The following is a 21486-nucleotide window of genomic DNA, read 5'->3' on the forward strand; positions in this document are numbered from 1 at the left end:
TCAGAGGGTGACCTCGGGCGCGACGAGCTTGCGGTCCTGAGCCGGGAACGTCACCTTCTGCACGATGATGATGATGCTGGCGGCGACGGGGATGGCCACCAGTGCGCCGAGGATGCCGCCGAGCGCGCCACCGGCGACCGCCGCGATCACCACGAGGGCTCCGGGCACCGCCACCGCCTTGCTCATGATGCGCGGCGACAGCACGTAGGCCTCGATCTGCATGTAGACGAGGTAGTAGCCGATCGAGATCAGTGCTGTGACCGGGGAGACGAAGAGGCAGATCAGCGAGATGATGATCGACGCCGACAGGGTTCCGACCAGCGGGATCATCGAGCCGATGAACGCGATCAGCGCGAGCAGTCCCGGCACGGGGGCGCCGATGATGCTGAGGAAGATCAGGCTCAGCACGCCGTTGATGAGCGCGAGGCTGGCCTGTCCGATGACGTAGCGGCCGACCGCGCCGGACACGTCGTCCAGCAGCTCGCGGAAGGTGTCGCGCTGGTACGCCGGAACGAACCGGGCGGCCGTGCGCTTCATGCTGCGCAGTGACGCCATGAAGTAGAGCGTGAGGATCAGCACGATGGTGATGCCGGTGAAGCCGCCGGCGATGCCCGCGCCCACGGCGAAGACTCCGCCGCCGATGTCGGCGAAGTTGCCCGGGTCCTGCACGAACGACAGCACGCCTTGCACGGCATCCTCGATCGTGGAACCGAACTGACCGCTGACGTCTTTGAACCAGGCGGAGTTCATGAAGTCCTGCACCATGTCAGGGCCGTCCTTGATCAGGTTGCTGATCTGCTCGACGAGGAGCGGGATGATGGCGAGGATGATGCCGGCGAACGCCGCGACCACGGCGGCCACGACGATGGCGACGGCTGCGGCGCGGGGGAGCTTCTTCTCGATGAAGGTGACGATCGGGTCGAGGCCGAGCGCCAGGAAGATCGCGACGCCGATGTACACGAGGACCGTGGCGAGCTGGTCCACGATGCCGCCGATGACGAGCGCGACCAGTACGCCGAGGGCTCCGAGAAGTCCGAACATGAACGGGTTGGTGCGGGCATACGCCGCCACCCCGTTCGACGGTTGTACGGGCTTGGTCTGCTGCACGAGGTCCACCGCAGGCGCGGTGTTCGTCGTCACTCGTCTACGGCGCATGATTCCCCCGGTCGGCTTGCGAACCCATCACTCGATCATCCACCATCCGCCCCGTCATCCCGGGGGACACGCGCGGAGCGCGGGCTCACTCCTCGCCGTCACCCGTCTTCGTGTCGTCAGAGTTGTTCGCAGCGGCGTCGTACGCCACGCCCAAACACAACCCGATGGAGATTCCGAAGCATGAGTTCGACGCTACGCACGGCGATCTCCCCGCGCATCCGTCGCGCGGGGGAGATCGTGTGGCGTCAGTTGCCGGAGAGCTCGACGGTCTCGTTGTCGGCGTCGTACGGCTGGCCGGTGATCTTCGACTTCACGAAACTGAAGAGCGAGGCGATCTTCCCGCCGGGGCTGTCCCAGTACTCGGCGGACTCCGCCGAGAACTTCAGCAGTCCGACGTCGGGGTCATCCGGGCCGTTGGTGAACCAGGCCTCGACCGTGGGGCTCCACAGCTCGTGCACTCTGGCCTTGTCCTCCACCAGGCCCGCGGTGCCGGAGAGCGACACCCACGAGTCGTTCGAGCTCAGCGAGACCCCGGCACGCTCATCGCGAGCGAGATCGACGATGAACGACGCGCTCTTGGACACGAGGAACCAGAGGTCGCCGTCGAACTCGGTCTCCTGGACGGTGAGCGGGTGGGCGACGAGCCGGTCGTTCGCGTTGCGCGTGGTGAACATCGCGAAGCGGAAGTCCTTGATCAGCTCGGCGACCCGCTGGGTGGGGGTGTTGTCGGTCATGAGTGTCGTCCCTTTCGCGTCTGTCGGATTCTCATCCTGCGCGGGGCGACCTCGGAAGCCGAGGGGGTTGCGACCCGGACGTCAGCGCACTAGACGCTCTCGTCGCGCTTCTGCCGGAACGGCCGGGCGGGTGTGTGCGGCCCGTCCCACACCGTGATGACGCCCCAGGCGGCAGCGGCGAGAGGAACGGACAGGACGGCGCCGACGATGCCGCCGAGGATGGTGCCGGCGGTCAGCGCGAGCAGGATGACGAGAGCGTGCAGCTTCAGTGAACGACCCATGACGACCGGCTGCAGGAAGTTGCCCTCCAGCTGGTTCACGAGAACGACGATGCCGACCACGATCAGGGCGGCGACCGGGCCATGGGTGACGAGGGCGACGAGAGCGGCGAGGATGCCGGCGGCGGTCGCGCCGACCAGGGGGATGAACGCGGTCAGGAAGACGATCACGGCGAGGGGGAGTGCCAACGGGATCTGCAGGATGGCGAGGCCGATCCCGATGCCGAGGGCGTCTGCGGCGGCCACGATCGAGGTGCCGCGGACGTAGCTGCCGAACACGTCCACGCTCTTGTCGCCGATGCGTCGCGCCCGGGCGTAGCTCTCACCGCTGAAGGGACGGAGCAGGAACTCCCAGATGCGCGGACCGTCCTTCAGGAAGAAGAACAGCACGACGATCATCAATGCGAGGCCGGTGAAGAAGCTCGCCGTCGCGGACACACCGGCCAGTGCGCCCTGCCCGAAGGACGCGCTGGTGAGGAAGTCCTGGGCCTGCGCCCACACGTCGTCCAGATCGATGGCGGCGGTGTCGAACGGCAGTGTGCCGAGCCAGGCGGTCACCTCAGAGATACCGGTGGTGGCGGAGTCGACGAGATCGTCCCACTGGGTGCGGACCGTGAGCACGATCACCCAGACCACGCTGCCGAGGATCGCGATGATCCCGATGAGGGCGATCCAGGTGGCCAGGATCGACGGCATCCCGCGGCGACGCATCAGGTTGACGAGCGGGTGGATCGCGCAGGCGAGGATCAGCGCGATCGTCACGGGGATGAAGACGAGCGACAGCTGGGTGATGACGAGCACGCCGACGGCGACGAGCGCCAGCACGGTGAGCGTCTGCAGGCTGCGCGTGGCGACGACTCCGAAGCCGCGAGACCACAGCCCCTTCTCCGGGGGTGCGATGGGATCCTGCGGTCGTCCGAAAATCGGGAACATCATCCTGCACTCCTCTGAAAGCCGCTGACATGCAACCGTATCGCGACACAAAAGAAGCCCGCCCCGGCTTGACGCCGGAACGGGCTTCTGAGTGGAATGCGAGGTGTCAGACCCCGAAGTACAGCTCGGACTCTGCACCGGTGGGTGGCGGGAGTTGCCGACTGATGAGATCCGCGGAATCTCGCGGATTTTGTGATGTGGGATGGTGGTCGCCCTCACCCTGGCGTGAGCGTTCTGCGGACTTTCTGCGGACCTGACCCGTCGCTCGAGAGCAGCGCGACGCGTCGTCGACGGCCGCCTGCGACGCGTCGCGCAGGTCCTCCGCGACGCGTCGACCTGGTGCACGCGACGGGTGAGGTGGTGCTCCGCCACCTCACCCGGGGCGCTAGTTGGCGCGGTGCTGCGCCGTGGCGAGGAGTTGCAGGAGCACGGCTTGCCGGATGTGGTGAGGGTTGGCGGCCCAGACGTGCGTGAGGGCGTCGACGGTATCGGCGTCGCCGTTCGCGGCGGTCGTGATGAGTTGCCCACACATCGTGTCAATCGCTGTCGCGTCCGGGCGGAGCTGCAGGCTGTGGAACCGGCTCGGGCCATCTGTGATCGCCGCCGCGGTGAATGCCGCGAGGACGGTGAGGATGTGGCGTTCACGTCTCCGGGTCCGGATGGAGTGGCGATATGCCCAGAGGCTCATCTGCTCGACGGTGGTGAGATCGGCGAGCTCTGCGAAGGCGCCGAGCGCGAGCGGGGCCAGGGGTGCGGGTGCTGCGGCGCTGAGTAGGTTCGCGACGCGGAGGGCCTGGACGTACCGCGTGGTCGAGGTCATCAGCCGATCCCTTCTGTGCCCTCGTCATCGCGAAGCTCTCGCATCGCGCTGAGCCACTCGCGCTCGATGTTGCCAGAGAGGCTGACGTTCGGCCGGCTGAGTGAGCCGCGCAGGGCGCGGATCTCATTGATGAGCGTGGCCATGTCGCCGAGCGCCCCGCCGCCCGTGACGGCCCCGTTCGCCATCATCTGCGGCGGGCTTCCCGGCATCCGGGCGAAGCCCTCCATGAGCAGTGCCCAGGAGCGCGCCGACCCGTCGAGCGGGGCGAACAGCTCGGGGACGTCGCTCCGGTCGCCAACGACGCGCCAGGTGTTCTGAGGGACCATCTGCGCGAGCGACGACATCGGCGTGAGACCGCCGTTCGCCATGAACTCGACGACGCCTCCGTTCGCCTGAGCCGTCACCGTGCGCCCACCCGGGAGCTTGAACCCGGAGCCATCGGCGAACACCTTGATCTTGATCTGCTTGCCGTTGCTCGTCGTGATCAGGCTGTCGATCATCCCTCGAGCGGGCGAGGTGTCGGCGTAGATGACGGTGCTGCCGTCGGGAAGGGTGATGATGCGGTTGCCGAGATCGATGACCTTGCCGGTCTCCGTGTCCGCGTTCGACGTGTAGGTCGTCGACGCCTCCTCGGGCGTCTGCAGAACCGTGTCGATGAGCGCCTGCGCCTGCTCGGTGTTCAGTCCCAGCGCGGTGAGCTGTCCCATGAGCGCATCTCGCGTCGCGGTATATCGGTCCTGCAGGTTGGCTTGCGAGTCGCCGGCCGCGATAGCCGCCTCGTACTCGGCCGCGAGTGCCGCAGCGGACGCGTCGAGTTGCTCCTGCAGTGCCCGACCGGACGCCGTCGCGCCCAGGTTGGCAGTGTCGAAGCTTGTCAGCGAGAAGGCGGTGCCATCCGCCGCGATGCCGACCTTCGCCACCGACTCCGCGGTGCGCAGGGCCGCGTCATTCGCGTAGCCGAGCATGACGACCGGTTCGCCCCACTTGTTGAGTTCGCCTCGGGCCTGCTCGATCGAGCCGAGCCAGTCGGTGCGCATGGTGTCGGCGGCGGTTGCCGTCGTCTCGTCGAAGTCGCGCATATCGTCGGCGAGCGTCTTGAGTTCTTCGCTGTTCGAGATCGAGCCGAGCCACCCGACGAGGTCTGCCATCGGCCCGGCGATGAACGTTCCGATCGCTTCGGTCGCGTCCGCGGCGCTGGTGACCATCGATGCCCCAAAATCGAGGGCACCGTTCGCGAGGTCGAGGAGGAACTGCGTCAGCGGGCCTCGGTTCTGCGAGACCCAGGTCGCGAGGTTCTCGAGCGGTTCTCCGAACGCGGCGGCGAGAGCGCCCTTGATGCCGTCGGCGGCGACTTCGATGTTCCGGCCAGCCTGCTCGATCTTCGAAGCATCGTTGTCGGCGAGGGTGTCGAACATGCGCTGCGCGGCTCCTTGCACGCCGTCGAGCTGCTCGACCGCGGTCGAGAGATCCATGCTGAGGAGTGCTGCAGCCATGTCCTCCGACTGGGTGCCGAACAGCGCCATCGCAGCCGCAGCTTGCTGGGCAGGATCGGGCATTTCTCGGATGCGGTCGAGGGTCTCATCGAGCGCGGCGGCGGCCGTGGGGCCACCCTCAGCGATGCGACGTGAGAGATCGTCCCAGGAAAAGCCGACCTCTTCGAATCCCTGCTTCATGGCCGGGTCGATGGCGCGGATCGCAAACTCTTTCAGCGCGTCAGCTGCGACGTCGCTGTCCCGAGCTCCCGCGCGAAGTCCCTGGGAGATCAGGCCGAGTGCCTGAGGCCCGTCGAGACCGAGCTTCCGGAACTGCGTGCTGTACTCATCGAAGGTATCGAGGAGATCTCCACCGATGTTGACCCCCTCGCGGGCGCCGGTGGCGAGGATGTCGAACGCATCCTTCGCGGAGGCCGCGAGACCCGTGCGGAGCAGTTGCGCCACCGTGCGAGCGACTGGCTCGACGTCTTCGCCGAGCACGTCGGCGATTCCGGCGAGTCCCTGCACGACGAGCTGTGCGTCGCGTGTCGTGGCCGAGGGGTCGAGGATGCGGAACTGCAGGGCGAGCCGGGTGGCATCCATGTTGGATTCGATGGAGTCGCCGAAGTTGTTCGCGTATGCCTCGCCGGATGCGCGGCCGAGGCGCAGTGCCTCGGCTTCGGTGATGCCGGTGAGGCCCTGCAGTCGGTCGGTGTTCTTCTCGACCGCGAGGCCGTCTTGAATCGCGCCCGTGATGGCCTTGCCGATGGCGACGCCGGCGAGGATGATTCCACCGGCGATCGGGATCGCGGAGAGGGCGTCGACGAGGGTGGACTCGATGTCGCCGCCGACGACGTCGCCGACCTTCTGACCTGCGCCGCGCGTGGCCGCGTCGAGGCCCTGCCCGAGCGAGCGGCCGCCTTCGGACCCGGCCTCCTCGGTCTTCTTGCGGAACAAGCTGAGGAACCGCTTCAGGTTCGACTCTGCGGGTTCCGGGTCGACGTCGACGTCGACGACGTTGCGCGCCTGCTTCAGTCCCTCGAGCTGGCGCTCGAACCGCTGGATCGACGCCTCGGCGCGGCGGACGTCGGCGGTCACGTCGATACCACCCTCAGCGCGGACGTGGAGATCCTCGAGGCGGTCGATGGCGCGGCCGAGGTTCTTCTCGGCGCGGGACACGTCGGCGTCGAGCTTCAGGACGGCGCGCTCGGAGACGAGCTTCTTGGCTCGCGCCTCGACGCGTTCGATGCTGCCGAGCACGCCCTTGGCGTCGGCGTCGAGGGTGAGCGGCTTGCTCTCGATCTTCTTGCCGATCGCGACGATCTGCTTCTCGGCCTTCTCGACCTTGTCGACGTTCGCGGAGAACAGAACCTCGAGGTCAGCGACGGTGAGTTTCGCCATCAGGAATCACCTCCTCGCGCGCGCACGCGTACGCGCGACCCCCTATCGGAGTTATCGGGGAGAGAGGAACACCCACCCGGCGGTGTGCCGTCCTCCGCGTCTGGGGCTGGATTTTCGGGGGCATGGGGTGTCCTTCGGTCTCGTGTGCGCTTGTCTGAGCGTGTGTGAGGGGCCGACCCCGCCCAGCTTCGGCCCCATCTGTGTTGCTTCCTCTGGTGGGTTCCACTCCCACCGTGTGAAGCGTCGTACGTGAAGGCCCCATACCGGAAAGAGGACGGCGGGCGGGCGACACGTACGAGAGTCTGGTCATGAGCGAGGGAAGGTCGGCATCGGTCCGTACGCCGGGATCTCTACGAAGACGAGATCGCCATCCGCATCCGCCGTGACGGTGTTCGGCCGTGCTCTCCGTGCTCGCAGCTTGTTGTGGACGTCGGTGATGCCGTTGAGCGTCACACCGCCGGCCGTGAGCGCGAACCAGTCGAGGTGAGACTGCGTCTTGCCCTCGAGGTAGTAGCGGCCACCGTGGCCCCAGTTGTCTCCCGCGGCGAACAGAACCGAGAAGTCGTTACTCATCCCACCTGTCGGCTCGAGACCGAACGTCTTCGAGATGTCGATCCGGAAGGAGGCGATCGGTTGCACGGCGAACCAGGCGCGCTTCGCGGCTCGGTACGCGGCGATCGTCGCATCGTCCTGGTCGATGACGAAGTCCGACGTCGTGGCGTAGGTGATGCCGTGGTTCTGTGCGGCGTCGACGAGCGGGGCGATCGCTTCCTCGAAGCGTGGCCGCAGATCCGTGATGAACTCCTCGAGGTGCGGGACGGTGTCGATGACGACCTCGCGCAGCAGATCCTCTTGCACCTTGCGGACGCCGGGTGCCATGCCTCGGTTGGAACCGATGCCGTCGCGGTCGTGGAGTCGGATGGCGATGTCCGTGACGCGGTCGCGCAGCTCGTCGTCGGTCATGTCGATCAGGCGACCGGATGGTGCCTGCTCGTGGGCGGAGGCGACTCCGGCGAGGTGGAGTCCTCGCACGACGGGTTCGGGCACGGTGATACCCAGCGCCTGGCAGCGCTTGGCGAAATCGCGGATGTTGGTCCAAGACATCATCAGGCCTCGACCTTCTCGATGGAGTGCTGTTCGAGCAGGTGCTCGATTTGCGTGGGGCGGGTGTTGGCGGGCAAGTAGCCGTTGCGGTAGACGTACCGTTGTCGCACGTCGCCTCCGACGAGGTCGACGACGACGCAGGGCGCGAGGACGACGTACTGCGCGTCGCCGTGGATGTAGGTGTTGACGTCCACGGTCATGCCTTCCCGCGGGTGGTCCAGCCGGCCTTCGCGGCGAGCGCGGCGATGGCGCTCTCCGAGGGCGCGGCGGGACGCGGGGCGACGTTGGCGGGCGCGGCCCAACCCGCGCGGGCGGCGAGGGTTGCGGGGGCCTGAACGCGGGCGGCTCGCTGGGCGTCGAACGCGGCCAGCGCCGCGGCAGGAGTCGATCCTGCGGCGAGTCCGAGACGGTCGGCCAAGCGATCCATGAGGGACGGTGCCGCCGCCTGGCGCCCGGGGTGGTTCGGGTGCACGGTGACGGCCGGCATAGCTGCTCGCGCCGCGTGAACCATAGCGGTCGCGCGTGCGATGGCGGGAGGGGCGGTGAGAGAAGTCAGCGCCGGTTGACGATTGAACATGCGTGTCTCCGAAAGGTGTGAGACTGCACGCGCGGCGCTCAGGCCCGTCCGCGTGTTCCCCAACCAGGAGACTTCTGACCGTCGAAGCGAGCGACCCATACAGCCGATCACGCTCCCGTCGAGAACCAAGATAGCGCACGTCGGCCGCGTGGGCGTGGTGAATCTGTTGCCGTGGCCGCGAGATACGGCCGATCAGCGAGCAGACGGTCGAGGGTCGCCCAAATCTCGGCCCAAACGAGCGTGCCGTCCGCGGAATGCAAGGCGTCGACGTCGACGAAGCGGGCGAAGTCGGCGGGGTCAGCGAGGACGTCGCGAAGCACAATCCCGAGGAGCATCTGATTCTGCGTCTCGACGGCCCCGCGCAGGCGGTCGCGCTGCGCCTCGGCGGCACGAGCTCGTCGGCGAAGGCCTTCGGCGATCTTCGGGTAATTGCGGGTGTCGGTCATGATGCCTCCCTCGTGCCGAACAGGGCTTCCCACAGCCCCTCGTCGTCGCGGTCGTTGCGTTCCCAGTCGCAGGAGGTGCACGAGTACCAGACGGGTGCGAGCGGTCGTGCGGGCGGGGTGATCGAGACGCTCATCAGGTCGCAGGCGGGGCAGGGTGCGGATGCCCACCGTCGGCGGTCTTGGAGCGGCCACCGGGCGAGGACGCGGCTGATCGTCCAGAACTCCGGGTGGGTGGGCACCTCTTGAGCGACGACGATCTGCCACCACTGGGCGAACGAGTCCGCGTCGTTGGCGATCTGATCGAAGTGGGCGAGGAGCTCGCGGACGGCACCCTCCGCCGCGGTACGGGCGCTCTCAGGCGTCACCAGCGTCGCGAGGTGGCTCACGCCGATGGTCGCCATGACGTCGCGGTAGGCGTCGAGCATGTCGGCGGACGCGGGGGCGCGAGTGTGGGCTGCGGCACCGTGGCTGACCTCGCTGTCGTAGCGTTTCGCGCTGACGTTGCCCGTGAGGGTGCGAACGTGCTCGACGAGCTCGGGCGCACGGTCCAGGGTGCGGTGCAGTCGGCCGTAGCATCGTCCGCACACGAGAGCGTCGTCTCGCGAGGCGGCGGTCACGCATCCGGTGCAGAGGCCGTCGGAGCGGCCATAGCTCTCGCATGCGGCGTAGTGCAGGCCGGGGACGGTGCACCCACGGATGCAGGGTCGTTCGATCATGCGGCGGTGTCGTCCTTCGGTTCTGGGTACTGGCGGCCGGCCCAGAAGCCGACCGGGGGGAGTGCGGCGGTCGCGAAGGCGTCGCACTGCACCACGGCGTGACACATCGAACAGATGGCGCGCATCTCGGCTGTGTCAACGACCGTGAGCAAGGCGGGGCGGTCGAACGTGTAGCGGGCGTCGTCCACGCAGAGCGCCGGTAGGTCCGATGTGGCGTCGGCGAGCGCGAGGTACTCGCGAGGGCTGTCTCGCATGAGCGTTACCTGCTCATCGACGAGAGTCTCAGCCGCGATCATCGCCAAGCCTTCGAGGCGCTCGAGCACGGCGACCGGGGGAGGGAAGCCGGTCACTTTCCCGCCCCGGGCATCCTGGCCTCGAGGGCAGCACGCCACGCAGGGGAACCCTCCGCGAGCTTGCCGTCGTCGCGTGTGCCGCACCCGCACCAGCCCGACACCGGGTCGAACAGATGCTGGCTACACACTCCGCCAGGGGTACGTACTGGTCCGCACCCCTGGCTGGTGTCCGGTCGACGGATGCCAGCCCGCCTCGAAAGGCCCTGCCGACTCTGCACCCCCCCACCGAGATCGGCATACGCCTCACTGATCTCGCTCATGCGACGTCCCAGAGCGGATCGCGGTACTCGCAGACCATGCAGGTCTTGTCGGGAAGGAGGCGATGGTTTCCGGACCCGCAGTCGAGGACTCGAGGACTCATCGTCGACGGAGTACGCACGTTAGCGAGCGCCTCAGCAGCTCGACGGTCAGCTGCGCACGCTCGGCACGGTTGATCGTGCTCCCAGCTCGAATGGCGACGACAGGTTCGGGTGGGGGCGCTCGCGCGCGTCTCCTCCTCTTTATCCTCCCTACTCCTCAGGTCCACGCTCACCGTGGTGTGTTCTGACCGCTCACCGTGGTGTGTTCGACCGCTCACCGTGGTGTGTTCCGAGTTATTCACAACCCGCTCACCGTGGTGTGTTCGCCGATCACCCGACGCTGACCGTGGTGTGTCCGCGGAGAGCGGCGATCCCGTCTCGTCCCGGAGCAGATATCGGGAGTGGCGACCCGGGGCACCCTTGCGGGCAAGCGCTGTCAAGCCGCGCCTCGACAGCGTCGACATGGCTCTGTCCACGGCTCGAAACCCGCTGGTCGTGGCGGGGGCGCCGAGGGATTCGGCAAGCGCCGTGCGGCCACCGAAGTAGCTCGGCTCGGGGTCGGAGTCCAGCGCCACGAGAGCCATGTACACGAGAACCCGGGTCGGAGCATGGTCGACCCCGGCTTTTGCTGCGGCCAGGTAGGCCGCCTTCGCGAGGCCTGCGCCCATCATCACTCCTGCTCCCTCTGCCGGATCTCGCGCAGTTCGTCGCCGACGGATCTCATCACTTCTGCGTACGCTGCGGCCTGCTCGGGAGTGCGGATCTCCAGGTCATCGGGGAAGCGTGCGAACACGGCGTCCTCCCACCAGTGCATGGTGCCGATCGGGTCGCCGTTCTCGTTCTCGCCGACGGTGACGTACAGACCGCCCTCGAGCATGGCGCTCACCTCGCCCGAGCGGTGTTCCCGCCCATAGAACATCACTGCGGTCTCGCCGCCACTGGAGCTCCAGTGGGTCTCGCTACTCACGGCCCACCAGGGGAGCGCTGAGAGCGGGAACGCGGGCATCTCCGCGTCGCGGAGCACCTCGTCGAGGCAGGCCTTCATTGTGCGAAAGCCCTCTTGCGACTTCGCCCACTCGTTGAACTTGGGACTCTGTTCGAGGGCAGTGCTGAGCGTCTCTCGATGAGCAACGTATGCGAGCGCCCACTCCGCCGCCGCCTCGACGGTCACTTCGACTCCTCGAATCCTGCCTCGATGAAGGCGTCGAGATCCTCGGGCTTCACGACGACGCGGCCGGCGATCTTGCCGGTCTTGATGCGCTTCGTGGCGATCAGCCAGCGCACGGATGCCTCGGAGCGGCGGAGTTCGATCGCGACCTCGGGGACGAAATAGAAGCGCGGTCGCTCGGCCTGTGCGTGCATGCTCATGAAATCCTCCTGTGTGGTGATGACACATACGGAGTTCGTATGTGTCCTTGATGCACAGTGTCGCACGTGATTGAAATTGGCGCAAGCTTCGCGATAGTGTGTCTTCGTGGCACAAGATGATGAAGGCCTTGGTCAAAGAATCCAGGCGTACCGAAAGCTCTCCGGCATGAGCGCGCAGGTGCTTGCCGACGCCGCGGGCCTGACCCGCTCGGTGATCGCCAACATCGAGAACGGTCGACGCTCGGATCTGAGTGTGACCGAACTGTTCGCGATCAGCGATGCTCTCGATGTGCCACCCAGCGCGCTCCTGTTCGACGTGTCTCGCCCGTTCAGGAAGATCCAGGTCGGCTCACGTGTGATCACCATTTCAGCGGCGACACGATGGCTTTCTCGCGGGCTGGGGGCACCCAAGACGAGTGGTGGCAAGCGCGCTGCCGAGTTGCTCTTGTGGGGGCGGCAGGTCGAGGAGGCTCGGACGCGCATTCGACATCTCCGGGATGAGATGCAGACCTATGTCTCGCTCGTCGGCTCGGATCTTGGGCTGTCGCGCGCGCTCGGTGGCGCGGAGGCGGCGACTGATGCCGCCGGGGTCGCCTTGGTCGAGGCGGTGGCGCGAACTTCGCCGTCAGCCAGCGCAAGCCTGCGAGCGCTTCTACAGCAGCACGACGCGGAGATGCGCACTCACGAGATCGCGGTCCGCTCGTTCGTCAGCGCGGGCGGCGACGCCGGTGTACTCGAACCGGCCGCGATAGTGCCGGGGGATTGAGTGGCGAGCGTCAAGCAAAGACCTGACGGGGTCTGGCGCGCCCGCTATCGCGACGAAACTGGTCGGGAGCACTCGGCGCACCGCGACACAAAGCGGGAGGCGCAGGCGTGGCTCGACGAGCGTACTGCGGAGCTGGTCACTGGTACGCACCTTGCTCCATCGAAGGCGCGCGTCACGGTCGGGGAGTGGGCGGAAACGTGGCTCGCTGGGTACGAGCGTCACAGGGCGTCGACGGTGCGACAGGCCCGCGTGCATGTGCGTGTCATCGTCGAGGATCTCGGGGGGAGACCGCTGCGCGATGTGCGTCCGTCTGAGGTCCGTTCGTGGGTCGTCGCTCTCGCGGCACGCGGTTACGCAGATTCGTACGTCTACGCGTTGCACCGACGCCTCTCGCAGCTCTTCGCGGACGCTCAGCACGATGGCCTCGTCGCCAAGAATCCGTGCTCGAGGCGCACGTCTCCGGCGGCGCCGAAGCAACGTGCGTACGTCGCGACCACGGAGCAGGTGTGGGCGCTTCACGATGCCCTACCTGAGTACTTCCGACCCGTGGTACTGCTCGGGGCGTTTGCGGGGCTGAGGGTGGCCGAGATCGCCGCCCTGCGTGTCTCCGACGTCGACTTCATGCGCGGCATCATCACGCCGGCCATCCAGTACCCCGGCGACGAGCTCAAGACCGAGACGAGCAAGACGGCCATCCCGATCCCTGCGGATCTGGCCCTCATGCTCAACGCGAACCCAGTGCAGTGGGGGAGCGACACCATCGTCGTGGGAGCGTTCGGAAGGCCGGTCGCGCCGTACACCATCGAGACAGCGTTCAAGAGCGCGAGAGTCACCGTGGAGGGCCTGCCGGAGGGCTTCCGGATTCACGACCTCCGTCACTACTTTGCCTCCCTGCTCATCGCGGCGGGTCTCGACATCAAGACCGTGCAGACGCGGCTCCGCCATGCATCGGCGAAGACCACGCTCGACACGTACGGGCACATGTGGCCGGACCGCGACGAGTCGTCGCGCGCGGCCGTCGACGACGTCTTGAGAGCACGAAAGAACCCGCCCCAGCGCGACGCTGAGACGGGTTCAATCTGAGATTCTGCGGACCTCCTGCGGACTAAGGCCCGAAATCCCGCGGTTTTCCGCTACACCCCGAAGTACAGCTCGTACTCGAACGGGTGCGGGCGCTGGGCCATCGGCAGGATCTCGTTCTCGTACTTGTAGGAGATCCAGGTCTCGATGAGCTCCTTGGTGAACACGCCGCCCTCGAGGAGGAACTGGTGGTCCTCCGCCAGTGCGTCCAGCGAGTCCAGCAGCGAGTTCGGGACCTGCGGGATGCCCTTGGCCTCCTCGGGGGGAAGCTCGTAGAGGTCCTTGTCGACCGGCTCGTGCGGCTCGATACGGTTCTTGATGCCGTCGAGGCCCGCCATCAGCTGCGCGGCGAACGCGAGGTACGGGTTGCCGGAGGCGTCGGGCGCGCGGAACTCGATGCGCTTGGCCTTCGGGTTGGAGCCCGTGATCGGGATGCGGATCGCGGCGGAGCGGTTGCCGGCCGAGTAGACCAGGTTGACCGGGGCCTCGAAGCCCTTGACCAGACGGTGGTAGCTGTTCAGCGTCGGGTTCGTGAAGGCGAGCAGGGCCGGCGCGTGCGCCAGGATGCCGCCGATGTACCAGCGCGCGATGTCGCTGAGCTGGCCGTAGCCGGCCTCGTCGTAGAAGAGCGGCTTGCCGTCTGCCCACAGCGACTGGTGCGTGTGCATTCCGGAGCCGTTGTCGCCGTAGAGCGGCTTGGGCATGAAGGTCGCGACCTTGCCCCACTCGTTGGCGGTGTTCTTGACGATGTACTTGAACTTGAGGATGTCGTCCGCCGCGTGGACCATCGTGTCGAAGCGGTAGTTGATCTCCTGCTGGCCCGCGGTGCCGACCTCGTGGTGCGAGCGCTCCAGGATGAATCCGGCGTCGATCAGCTTGAGGGTGATGTCATCGCGCAGGTCGGCGGTCTTGTCGACGGGGGAGACGGGGAAGTAGCCGCCCTTGTAGGGCGTCTTGTTGGCGAGGTTTCCGCCCTCTTCCTCACGGCCGGTGTTCCAGGCAGCCTCTTCCGAGTCGACCTTGTAGAAGCTCTCGCCGGCGGTGACGGAGTAGCGCACGTCGTCGAAGATGTAGAACTCGGCCTCGGGAGCGAAGAACGCGGTGTCGGCGATCCCGGTCGAGGAGAGGTACTTCTCGGCCTTCTTGGCGACCTGGCGCGGGTCCTTCGAGTAGATCTCGCCGGTGCGCGGGTTGTAGATGTCGAAGATCATCACGAGGGTGCTCGCCTCGCGGAACGGGTCGATGTACGCCGTCGTGACATCCGGGATGAGCTGCATGTCGGACTCGTGGATGCTGGCGAAGCCGCGGATCGACGAGCCGTCGAACAGCTGGCCCTCCGTGAAGAACGCTTCATCGACCGTCGCCGCAGGAATGTTGAAGTGCTGCTGCACACCAGGGAGATCGGTGAAGCGAATGTCGAGGAACTTGACCTCGTTCTCCTTGATGTAGCTCAGAACCTCGGACGAATCTTTGAACATGTACGACTCCTGGATTGCGGATCGATGGCTTCACGGCCATTGTGCACAGTACGGCCGGGGCGTTTCTCCGGGGTGTCCGTATTGTTTCGGGCATGTTACAGGGGTCGCCTAGGCTGGAGCGGTGACTGATGCTGTGAACACATACCCCGGCGAGCGACTCGGACTGCCGGCGACGGGGTCGGGGAGCATCGGCAGAGTCGGTCGCCGCATCGGCGCTCTCGCGATCGACTACACCGCGGCGACCATCATCGCGACGGCCTTCCTCGGCTTCGACCAGTTCGCGCTGCCGACCGAGGCCGGGCTCTCGCAGTTCGCGCCGATGCTGGTGTTCGCGCTCCTGCAGATCCTGTTCATCCCGACGGCCGGCGGCAGCCCGGGGCATCGCATCCTCGGCATGCGTGTCGTGCGGCTCGACGGCGGATGGGTCGGCCTGTGGCGTCCGATCGTCCGCACACTGCTGCTGATCGTCGTCGTGCCCGCAGTGATCTGGGATGCAGATCAGCGAGGCCTGCACGACAAGCTCGTCGGCACGGTGCTGATCCGCGCCTGACTCCGGATCCGCCTGCGGCTTCGGGTCAGACCCGCCCGCGGTTGCGGCGGCGGGCTTCGCGCGGCGCGCGTCCGCCCAGGAACGACCGTGCCGGGTCGACGATGTAGCCGTGCCGCAGGGCTTCACGTCCGATCAGCATTCGGAAGCCCATCTCGTCACGATTGCTCAACGTGACCTCGGCGAGCACCTCACGGTCGACCAGACGGATCAGCATCTTCACGACGAGACGCTGTTGCGCGTGCCCTGAAGAGCTGCGCACGGCGCGCCGATCGTGCACGGGAGTCTCGACGACGACGGCATCCTCCTGGCTGTCCTGCCAGGGTTTGACCCGGAAGCGGACCCAGTCCTCGCCCTCCCGTTCGAACTCGTGCACATCGAACGCGTGCAGCGAGGAGGTGCGAGCGCCGGTGTCGATCTTGGCCTTCAGCCAATCGACTCCGAGATCGGGCAGACTCACCCACTCGCGCCACCCCGTAAGGGTGTTTGAATGGGGAGACTTGTTCACTCGACCCATCCTGGCAGGAATCCTCCGTGAAGATCGCTGTGCTCTCCCGCGCGCCCCAGGCGTACTCCACCCAGCGACTGCGTGCGGCTGCGCTTCAGCGCGGTCACAACGTGAAGGTGCTCAACACCCTGCGCTTCGCGATCGATCTGACGTCCGACGAACCCGATCTTCACTACCGGGGCCGTCAGCTCAGCGACTACGACGCCATCCTGCCGCGCATCGGGAACTCGATCACGTACTTCGGCACCGCCGTGGTGCGACAGTTCGAGCAGATGGACGTGTACACGCCGAACACCGCCAACGGCATCTCGAGCGCGCGCGACAAACTGCGGGCGAATCAGATCCTGTCCCGACACAACATCGCCATGCCGCCGACGGCCTTCGTGCGCAATCGCGCGGACGTGCGTCCCGCGATCGAGCGGGTCGGCGGTGCACCGGTCGTCATCAAGCTGCTCGAGGGAACGCAGGGCATCGGTGTCATCCTCGCCCCGCAGGTGAAGGTCGCCGAGGCGATCATCGAGACCTTGCATTCGACGAAGCAGAACGTGCTCATCCAGAAGTTCATCTCCGAGAGCCGCGGGCGTGACATCCGCGCTCTCGTGGTGGGGGACCGCGTGGTAGCGGCCATGCGGCGGTCCGCGGCCGGCGACGAGTTCCGGTCGAACGTGCATCGGGGTGGATCGGTCGCGGCGATCGAGCTCGATCCGGTCTACGAGCGTGCAGCCGTACGGTCGGCACAGATCATGGGCCTGCGGGTGGCCGGTGTCGACATGCTCGAGGGCGAGGACGGTCCGCTCGTCATGGAGGTCAATTCCTCGCCGGGCCTGCAGGGCATCGAGACCGCGACCAAGCTCGATGTCGCCGGCGCGATCATCGACTACATCGCCGGCCAGGTGGCGTTCCCCGAGATCGACGTGCGACAGCGTCTGACGGTCTCCACCGGCTACGGCGTCGCAGAGCTCATGGTGCACGGCGCGGTCGACCTCGTCGGCAAGACGCTGGGGGAGGCGGGGCTCTGGGAGCGCGACATCACGGTGCTCACCCTGCACCGCGGTGTCAGCGTGATCCCGAACCCGCGCAAGCACGTCGTGCTCGAGGCAGACGACCGGCTCTTCTGCTTCGGCAAGCTCGAGGAGATGCGTTCGATGGTGCCTGAGCGTCGCCGACGCAGGGCGAAGGTCCGTCGCCTGCCGCGTCAGCCTCTCTCCGAGTGAACGAAAAGCGCGGCCTCACCTCGGGAGAGGGCGGCCGCGCTTTCGTGGCGGATGCTGCGGCTCAGCGTGGACGCTGAGCGCGGACCTTCGTCGGGTCGATGCCCTTCGGGATCGGCAGTGACGACACCGACTGCGACACGGAGTCGATGCGTCGGATGACGGCGGCCATCGTGGTCTTGTCGATCGCCTTCGGCAGCTTCTTGATGGTCTTGGAGAGGTCAGCGATCGGGACCTCGTCCTCGCCGTGACCGACGTACAGGACCGTGACGGGAACACCGTGGGCGACGCGCTGCGCCTTGCTGCGCTCCTCATTCACGAGCCGCGTGAGCCGTCCGCGGGCGCCTTCGCCGACGACGACGATGCCACCGCGTCCGACGGTGCGGTACACCGCCTCCTGCGTCTTCGGGTTGATGCCGACCGGCGTCTCGGCGGCCTGCCAGCTGCGGCCGAGGCTGGTGCTGAGCACATGGCCCGTGGCACCGGGCATGCCGTCGATCTTCGTGTACATGGCCGAAGTGGACATGCGCGTCATCAGGAACAGGGCCCCCAGGACACCCAGCATGAGACCGGTGATGCCCCACAGCACGAGCGTCCAGATCTGGAACGGCGGAATGAGGTAGCCGGCGATGAGGCCGAGGAGCACACCTGCGATGAGGATGCCGACCTGGACCCACGGAAGCCACGGGTACGCCTCGCGAGTGAACCGGAAGAGGGACTTGATCTGGGAGAAGAACCCAGGACGCTTCTCGGGTTCGGGAGCACGCTTTGCCATGGGCACCAGCCTACCCAGTTCACGGATGCTGTGATGCCGAGTTCGCGTCCAGCGGAGCGATCTGTCAGGCGACCCGTCCTGCACAATCGTTCGACTGCGGGTGATCCGTCCACATCCTGCCGGATCGCTGCCGCGAGGGTGGACGCTGGGCTGTGATGGAGGCATGGCAGACGTCGAGATCGAAGACCGGAGTACCGCGCTCCTCCCGGGAGCGCATCGGGTGGTCCGAATCCTCGACCCGACAGAAGGCCCGTTCGCCGGCGCACTGGTCACTCGTGGGGACGAAGTGGCCGTGCGGGTGGATGCCACCGCTCTCGCCGGATGGGTGGGGTGGCGATTCGCGGGGGCGGAGCATGTCGTGGGTCCCGTCGACGTCATCCGGCGTCGCGACGGCCACGACGCTCTGCTGCCGTGGTGCACGGACCGGGTGCTGGGGCTCCTGGTCCGTCGCATGGCCGCAGGCTCCGCCCTGTCGTCGGGGGAGTGCAGCACGCTCGTCGTGAGCCTGCTGCGGGGACTCGACGAGCTCGGAGCAGGCGTCGACGAGGTGCAGACGGGGATGTGGTGGCTGACCGACGGCGGCCGCCCCGTCTTCGTCATCGGTCAGGGTGACGATCCGCGAGCGGGGGCGGCGGGGATCGTCACGAGGCTCGCCGAGCACTGCGGGGACAAGACGCTGGGACGGGCGCTCCGGGCGATGCAGCAGGGTCTCGAGAAGGCGCTCTCCCAGCCGCGCGTGCCTCGACGACTCCTGGAGCAGTGGGAGCAGGAGCTCTTGGCGATCGCCGCGCCGCGGCCGCTCGGACGGGAGACGCTCGCGCCGGAACGTTCACGAGACGTCGCGCGGGCGGCAGCGGCGGAGCATGCCGCGTCACCGAGCCGCGCTTCGCGGCGGGGCGATCGGCGACGTTCGGGGCCACGCGGGTCGCGGGCGTTGTTCGCGGACGGCTCCGCAGTTCTGATGTCGGCTCTCGATGTCGTCCGATCCCGCATCCGCGGGCGCCACTCGATCACGACCGGGTCGCCCGAGAGGCCCGCGGAACCGGGGACCGACCGCGCGGTCCCTCCGCGTCGCCGTCGCGTGCTGATCCTCGCCGGGGCCGCAGCGGCAGCCGTCCTCGTCGGGGGTCTGCTGTGGCCCACAGGCGAGGCGACGAAGTCTGCGAACGCCGCGCGGGAGCAGAGACCCTTCGCTCAGCCATCGGATGCCGCATCGGCGACTCCGAGCACGGACCACGCGGAGCGAAAGGACGCCGCCGCTCCCGCTCCGCCGGCGCAGGAGGGGCCGGCGGGCGCGGCCGCCGCACTCCTGGCGGTGATCGATGGATGCCGGGCCGCTGGTGACCTCGTCTGCCCGGCAGCGGTGGCCGAGGGCTCCATCGGGGTGGTGGAAGCGCTGGCCGTGACGGCGGGACGTGATCCGACCTTCGAGGTGGTCGATGAGTACGGTGACGTCGCGGTCATCCGCGTCGGCTCCTCGAGCGCCGCCGCCGCACCGGGTGACGACGTCGAGACCGAGGCAGCCGATCAGATGATGGTCCTCGTGCGGCAGGACGAGAAATGGCTGGTCCGCGACGTCTACGGCGTCGCGGACCAGCCAGGGTGATGCTGTGGCGTCAGGCTCCGAGCTGAGCGGCGAACTGCGCCGCCTCGAGGCGTGCCTTCATGGCGCCGAGGAACCGCGCGGCATCTGCACCGTCGATGATCCGGTGATCGTACGACAGCGCGAGGTACACGTACGAGCGGACCGCGATCGCGTCAGCGCCGCCGACCTTCACCAGACCGGGACGCTTGACGACCGTACCGGTGCCGAGGATCGCCGACTGCGGAAGGAACACGACCGGAGTGTCGAACAGCGCGCCACGCGATCCCGTGTTGGTCAGCGTGAAGGTCCCACCGGCGAGCTCATCGGGCTTCAGCTTGTTGTCACGCGTGCGCGCCGCGAGATCAGCGATCTCGCGGGCGATCTGAGCGATGTTCTTCGACGCCGCGTCGCGCAGCACCGGAGTGAGCAGGCCGCGCTCCGTGTCGACCGCGATCGAGACGTTCTCGCTCGCGGGGTAGACGATGTTCTCGCCGTCGACCGTGGCATTGACGATGGGGAACGCCTGCAGAGCCTCAGCGGTCGCGAGAGCGAAGAACGGCAGGAACGACAGCTTGTCGCCCGTCTTCTCCAGGAACGACGCCTTGACGCTGTCGCGGTATTCCGCGAGAGCAGTCACATCGACCTCGACGACAGTGGTGAGCTGAGCGGTCTGCTGCATCGACTCGACTGCGCGCTTCGCGAGCACCTTGCGCAGACGCGACATCGGCTGCGTGGTACCACGCAGCGGCGACACCTCGAGCGGGGCGGGCGCAGCGGCGGCGGGCGCTGACGCCGAGGGAGCAGCCGAAGCGGTCTCCGCAGCCTTGAGCACGTCTTCCTTGCGGATGCGACCACCGACGCCGGTACCGGTGACCGACGCCAGATCGACGCCCTGCTGCGCGGCCAGGCGGCGCACGAGCGGGGTGACGTAGAGGTTGTCGCTCTCCGTCGGCAGGTTGAGCTTCGGCGCCGGAGCTGCTTCCGCAGCAGGAGTCGACGCCGCGGCGGGTGCCGGCTCGGCTGGTGCTGCCGCAGGCGCGGGAGCGACAGGGGCAGGTGCGGCCTCAGCCGCCGGAGCCTGAGCGACCGGAGCCTCGGCCGCAGGAGCAGCCGGGGCCTCGGCGGGAGAAGCGGGCGTCTCGGTGGGGGCGGCCGTGGGAGCCTCAGCGGCAGGAGCCTCGGCAGCAGGAGCAGCTGCGGGAGCAGCGCCCGAACCGACGCGAGCGAGAACAGCGCCGACGGCGACGGTCTCGTCTTCGGCGGCCACGATCTCCTGCAGCACGCCGGCGACCGGGGACGGGATCTCGGTGTCGACCTTGTCGGTCGAGATCTCGAGCAGGGCCTCATCCACTTCGACGGTGTCGCCGACCTGCTTGAGCCAGCGCGTCACGGTGCCTTCGGTCACGCTCTCACCGAGTTCGGGGAGCACGATGTCCTTCGCGTCTTCCGAAGGAGCGGCGGCGGGTGCGGCCTCAGCAGGCGCGGCCTCAGCCGCAGGAGCGGGCTCTGCTGCAGGCGCGGCGGGTGCTTCTTCGGCCGGCGAAGCTTCCGCAGACGCGGCTTCCGCGGGGGTGGCTTCGGCTGCAGCCGGAGCGTCCGACGCGGGGGCCGCGGCGCTGCCGTCACCGATGCGAGCGAGCAGTGCGCCGACTTCTACGGTCTCGTCCTCGGCTACGAGGATCTCTTCGATCACTCCGCTGACCGGGGAGGGGATCTCGGTGTCGACCTTGTCGGTCGAGATCTCGAGCAGGCCCTCATCCGCCTGAACGGTGTCGCCCACCTGCTTGAGCCAGCGGGTGACCGTACCCTCTGTGACGCTCTCACCGAGAGCGGGGAGGACCACGGATGTGCTCATGACTGAGTCTCCTTCAAGAAGTTGT

At 67.4% G+C, this 21486-nt stretch carries 22 protein-coding genes; 5 read left to right on the forward strand and 17 right to left on the reverse strand.

All coding sequences use genetic code 11. The features are described from left to right. From RS85_RS06870 to RS85_RS06930, 13 genes are all read right to left on the reverse strand, one after another. Positions 1–1140 (reverse strand): AI-2E family transporter, encoded by a 1140-nt coding sequence (locus RS85_RS06870; RefSeq protein WP_442921928.1) that lies wholly within the window; start codon positions 1138–1140, stop codon positions 1–3. Between the two features lie 260 nt (positions 1141–1400). Next, positions 1401–1889 (reverse strand): pyridoxamine 5'-phosphate oxidase family protein, encoded by a 489-nt coding sequence (locus tag RS85_RS06875; protein ID WP_046012700.1) that lies wholly within the window; start codon positions 1887–1889, stop codon positions 1401–1403. A gap of 89 nt (positions 1890–1978) precedes the next feature. After that, positions 1979–3103, reverse strand: a complete 1125-nt coding sequence (locus tag RS85_RS06880) for an AI-2E family transporter (protein ID WP_046012701.1) — start codon at positions 3101–3103, stop codon at positions 1979–1981. A 382-nt stretch (positions 3104–3485) separates the two neighbouring features. Next, complete coding sequence (locus tag RS85_RS06885) at positions 3486–3920, reverse strand: hypothetical protein (protein ID WP_046012702.1); 435 nt, start codon at positions 3918–3920, stop codon at positions 3486–3488. Continuing rightward, positions 3920–6793, reverse strand: a complete 2874-nt coding sequence (locus tag RS85_RS18955; RefSeq protein WP_052703464.1) for a phage tail tape measure protein — start codon at positions 6791–6793, stop codon at positions 3920–3922. The genes RS85_RS06885 and RS85_RS18955 overlap by 1 nt, the downstream gene beginning before the upstream one ends. 306 nt (positions 6794–7099) lie before the next feature. Beyond that, positions 7100–7900, reverse strand: coding sequence for a hypothetical protein (locus RS85_RS06895; protein ID WP_046012703.1), 801 nt, complete (start codon positions 7898–7900; stop codon positions 7100–7102). Then, positions 7900–8097: a hypothetical protein gene (locus RS85_RS06900; RefSeq protein ID WP_046012704.1), complete on the reverse strand. Its 198-nt coding sequence runs from the start codon at positions 8095–8097 to the stop codon at positions 7900–7902. The genes RS85_RS06895 and RS85_RS06900 overlap by 1 nt, the downstream gene beginning before the upstream one ends. After that, the gene (locus RS85_RS06905) at positions 8094–8384 is read right to left on the reverse strand and encodes a hypothetical protein (RefSeq protein ID WP_046012705.1); all 291 of its coding nucleotides are present in this window, start codon (positions 8382–8384) and stop codon (positions 8094–8096) included. The genes RS85_RS06900 and RS85_RS06905 overlap by 4 nt, the downstream gene beginning before the upstream one ends. Before the next feature lie 197 nt (positions 8385–8581). Next, the gene (locus RS85_RS06910) at positions 8582–8920 is read right to left on the reverse strand and encodes a hypothetical protein (RefSeq protein ID WP_046012706.1); all 339 of its coding nucleotides are present in this window, start codon (positions 8918–8920) and stop codon (positions 8582–8584) included. Beyond that, complete coding sequence (locus tag RS85_RS06915; RefSeq protein ID WP_046012707.1) at positions 8917–9636, reverse strand: hypothetical protein; 720 nt, start codon at positions 9634–9636, stop codon at positions 8917–8919. Before RS85_RS06915 ends, RS85_RS06910 begins: the two co-directional genes overlap by 4 nt. Next, positions 9633–9959 carry a hypothetical protein gene (locus RS85_RS06920; protein WP_152642356.1) on the reverse strand — a complete coding sequence of 109 codons (327 nt, stop codon included), beginning with the start codon at positions 9957–9959 and terminating at the stop codon, positions 9633–9635. The genes RS85_RS06915 and RS85_RS06920 overlap by 4 nt, the downstream gene beginning before the upstream one ends. Before the next feature lie 999 nt (positions 9960–10958). After that, on the reverse strand, positions 10959–11459 hold the full coding sequence (locus RS85_RS06925) for a hypothetical protein (protein ID WP_046012709.1): 501 nt from the start codon (positions 11457–11459) through the stop codon (positions 10959–10961). Beyond that, entirely contained in the window at positions 11456–11656 is a 201-nt protein-coding gene (locus RS85_RS06930) for a helix-turn-helix domain-containing protein (protein WP_046012710.1), read from the reverse strand. The genes RS85_RS06925 and RS85_RS06930 overlap by 4 nt, the downstream gene beginning before the upstream one ends. A 106-nt stretch (positions 11657–11762) precedes the next feature. Here RS85_RS06930 and RS85_RS06935 point away from each other — a divergent pair, with 106 nt between their 5' ends. Both RS85_RS06935 and RS85_RS06940 read left to right on the forward strand, forming a co-directional pair. Further along, on the forward strand, positions 11763–12422 hold the full coding sequence (locus RS85_RS06935) for a helix-turn-helix domain-containing protein (RefSeq protein WP_268748001.1): 660 nt from the start codon (positions 11763–11765) through the stop codon (positions 12420–12422). Between the two features lie 234 nt (positions 12423–12656). After that, positions 12657–13505 (forward strand): tyrosine-type recombinase/integrase, encoded by an 849-nt coding sequence (locus RS85_RS06940; protein WP_235282364.1) that lies wholly within the window; start codon positions 12657–12659, stop codon positions 13503–13505. A 50-nt stretch (positions 13506–13555) separates the two neighbouring features. On the opposite strand, the gene glnA is transcribed toward RS85_RS06940, so the two are convergent. Then, positions 13556–14980: a type I glutamate--ammonia ligase gene (gene glnA, locus RS85_RS06945; RefSeq protein ID WP_046012713.1), complete on the reverse strand. Its 1425-nt coding sequence runs from the start codon at positions 14978–14980 to the stop codon at positions 13556–13558. 121 nt (positions 14981–15101) lie between these two features. On the opposite strand from glnA, the gene RS85_RS06950 reads away from it, so the two are divergent. Then, positions 15102–15530: an RDD family protein gene (locus RS85_RS06950; protein WP_046012714.1), complete on the forward strand. Its 429-nt coding sequence runs from the start codon at positions 15102–15104 to the stop codon at positions 15528–15530. Between the two features lie 25 nt (positions 15531–15555). Here RS85_RS06950 and RS85_RS06955 read toward each other — a convergent pair whose 3' ends face one another. Beyond that, complete coding sequence (locus tag RS85_RS06955) at positions 15556–16044, reverse strand: ATP-dependent zinc protease family protein (RefSeq protein WP_046012715.1); 489 nt, start codon at positions 16042–16044, stop codon at positions 15556–15558. Positions 16045–16061: 17 nt separating this feature from the next. Here RS85_RS06955 and RS85_RS06960 point away from each other — a divergent pair, with 17 nt between their 5' ends. After that, positions 16062–17249 (forward strand): RimK family alpha-L-glutamate ligase, encoded by a 1188-nt coding sequence (locus RS85_RS06960; protein ID WP_046012716.1) that lies wholly within the window; start codon positions 16062–16064, stop codon positions 17247–17249. Between the two features lie 61 nt (positions 17250–17310). On the opposite strand, the gene RS85_RS06965 is transcribed toward RS85_RS06960, so the two are convergent. Next, positions 17311–18021 carry a DUF4191 family protein gene (locus RS85_RS06965; protein WP_046012717.1) on the reverse strand — a complete coding sequence of 237 codons (711 nt, stop codon included), beginning with the start codon at positions 18019–18021 and terminating at the stop codon, positions 17311–17313. Positions 18022–18184: 163 nt separating this feature from the next. On the opposite strand from RS85_RS06965, the gene RS85_RS06970 reads away from it, so the two are divergent. Next, the gene (locus tag RS85_RS06970) at positions 18185–19627 is read left to right on the forward strand and encodes a hypothetical protein (RefSeq protein ID WP_046012718.1); all 1443 of its coding nucleotides are present in this window, start codon (positions 18185–18187) and stop codon (positions 19625–19627) included. Between the two features lie 10 nt (positions 19628–19637). Here RS85_RS06970 and sucB read toward each other — a convergent pair whose 3' ends face one another. Then, positions 19638–21461: a 2-oxoglutarate dehydrogenase, E2 component, dihydrolipoamide succinyltransferase gene (gene sucB, locus RS85_RS06975; RefSeq protein WP_046012719.1), complete on the reverse strand. Its 1824-nt coding sequence runs from the start codon at positions 21459–21461 to the stop codon at positions 19638–19640. Between the last annotated feature and the right edge of the window lie 25 nt (positions 21462–21486).

The organism is Microbacterium sp. SA39 (assembly GCF_000967865.1).
GTDB lineage: Bacteria > Actinomycetota > Actinomycetes > Actinomycetales > Microbacteriaceae > Microbacterium.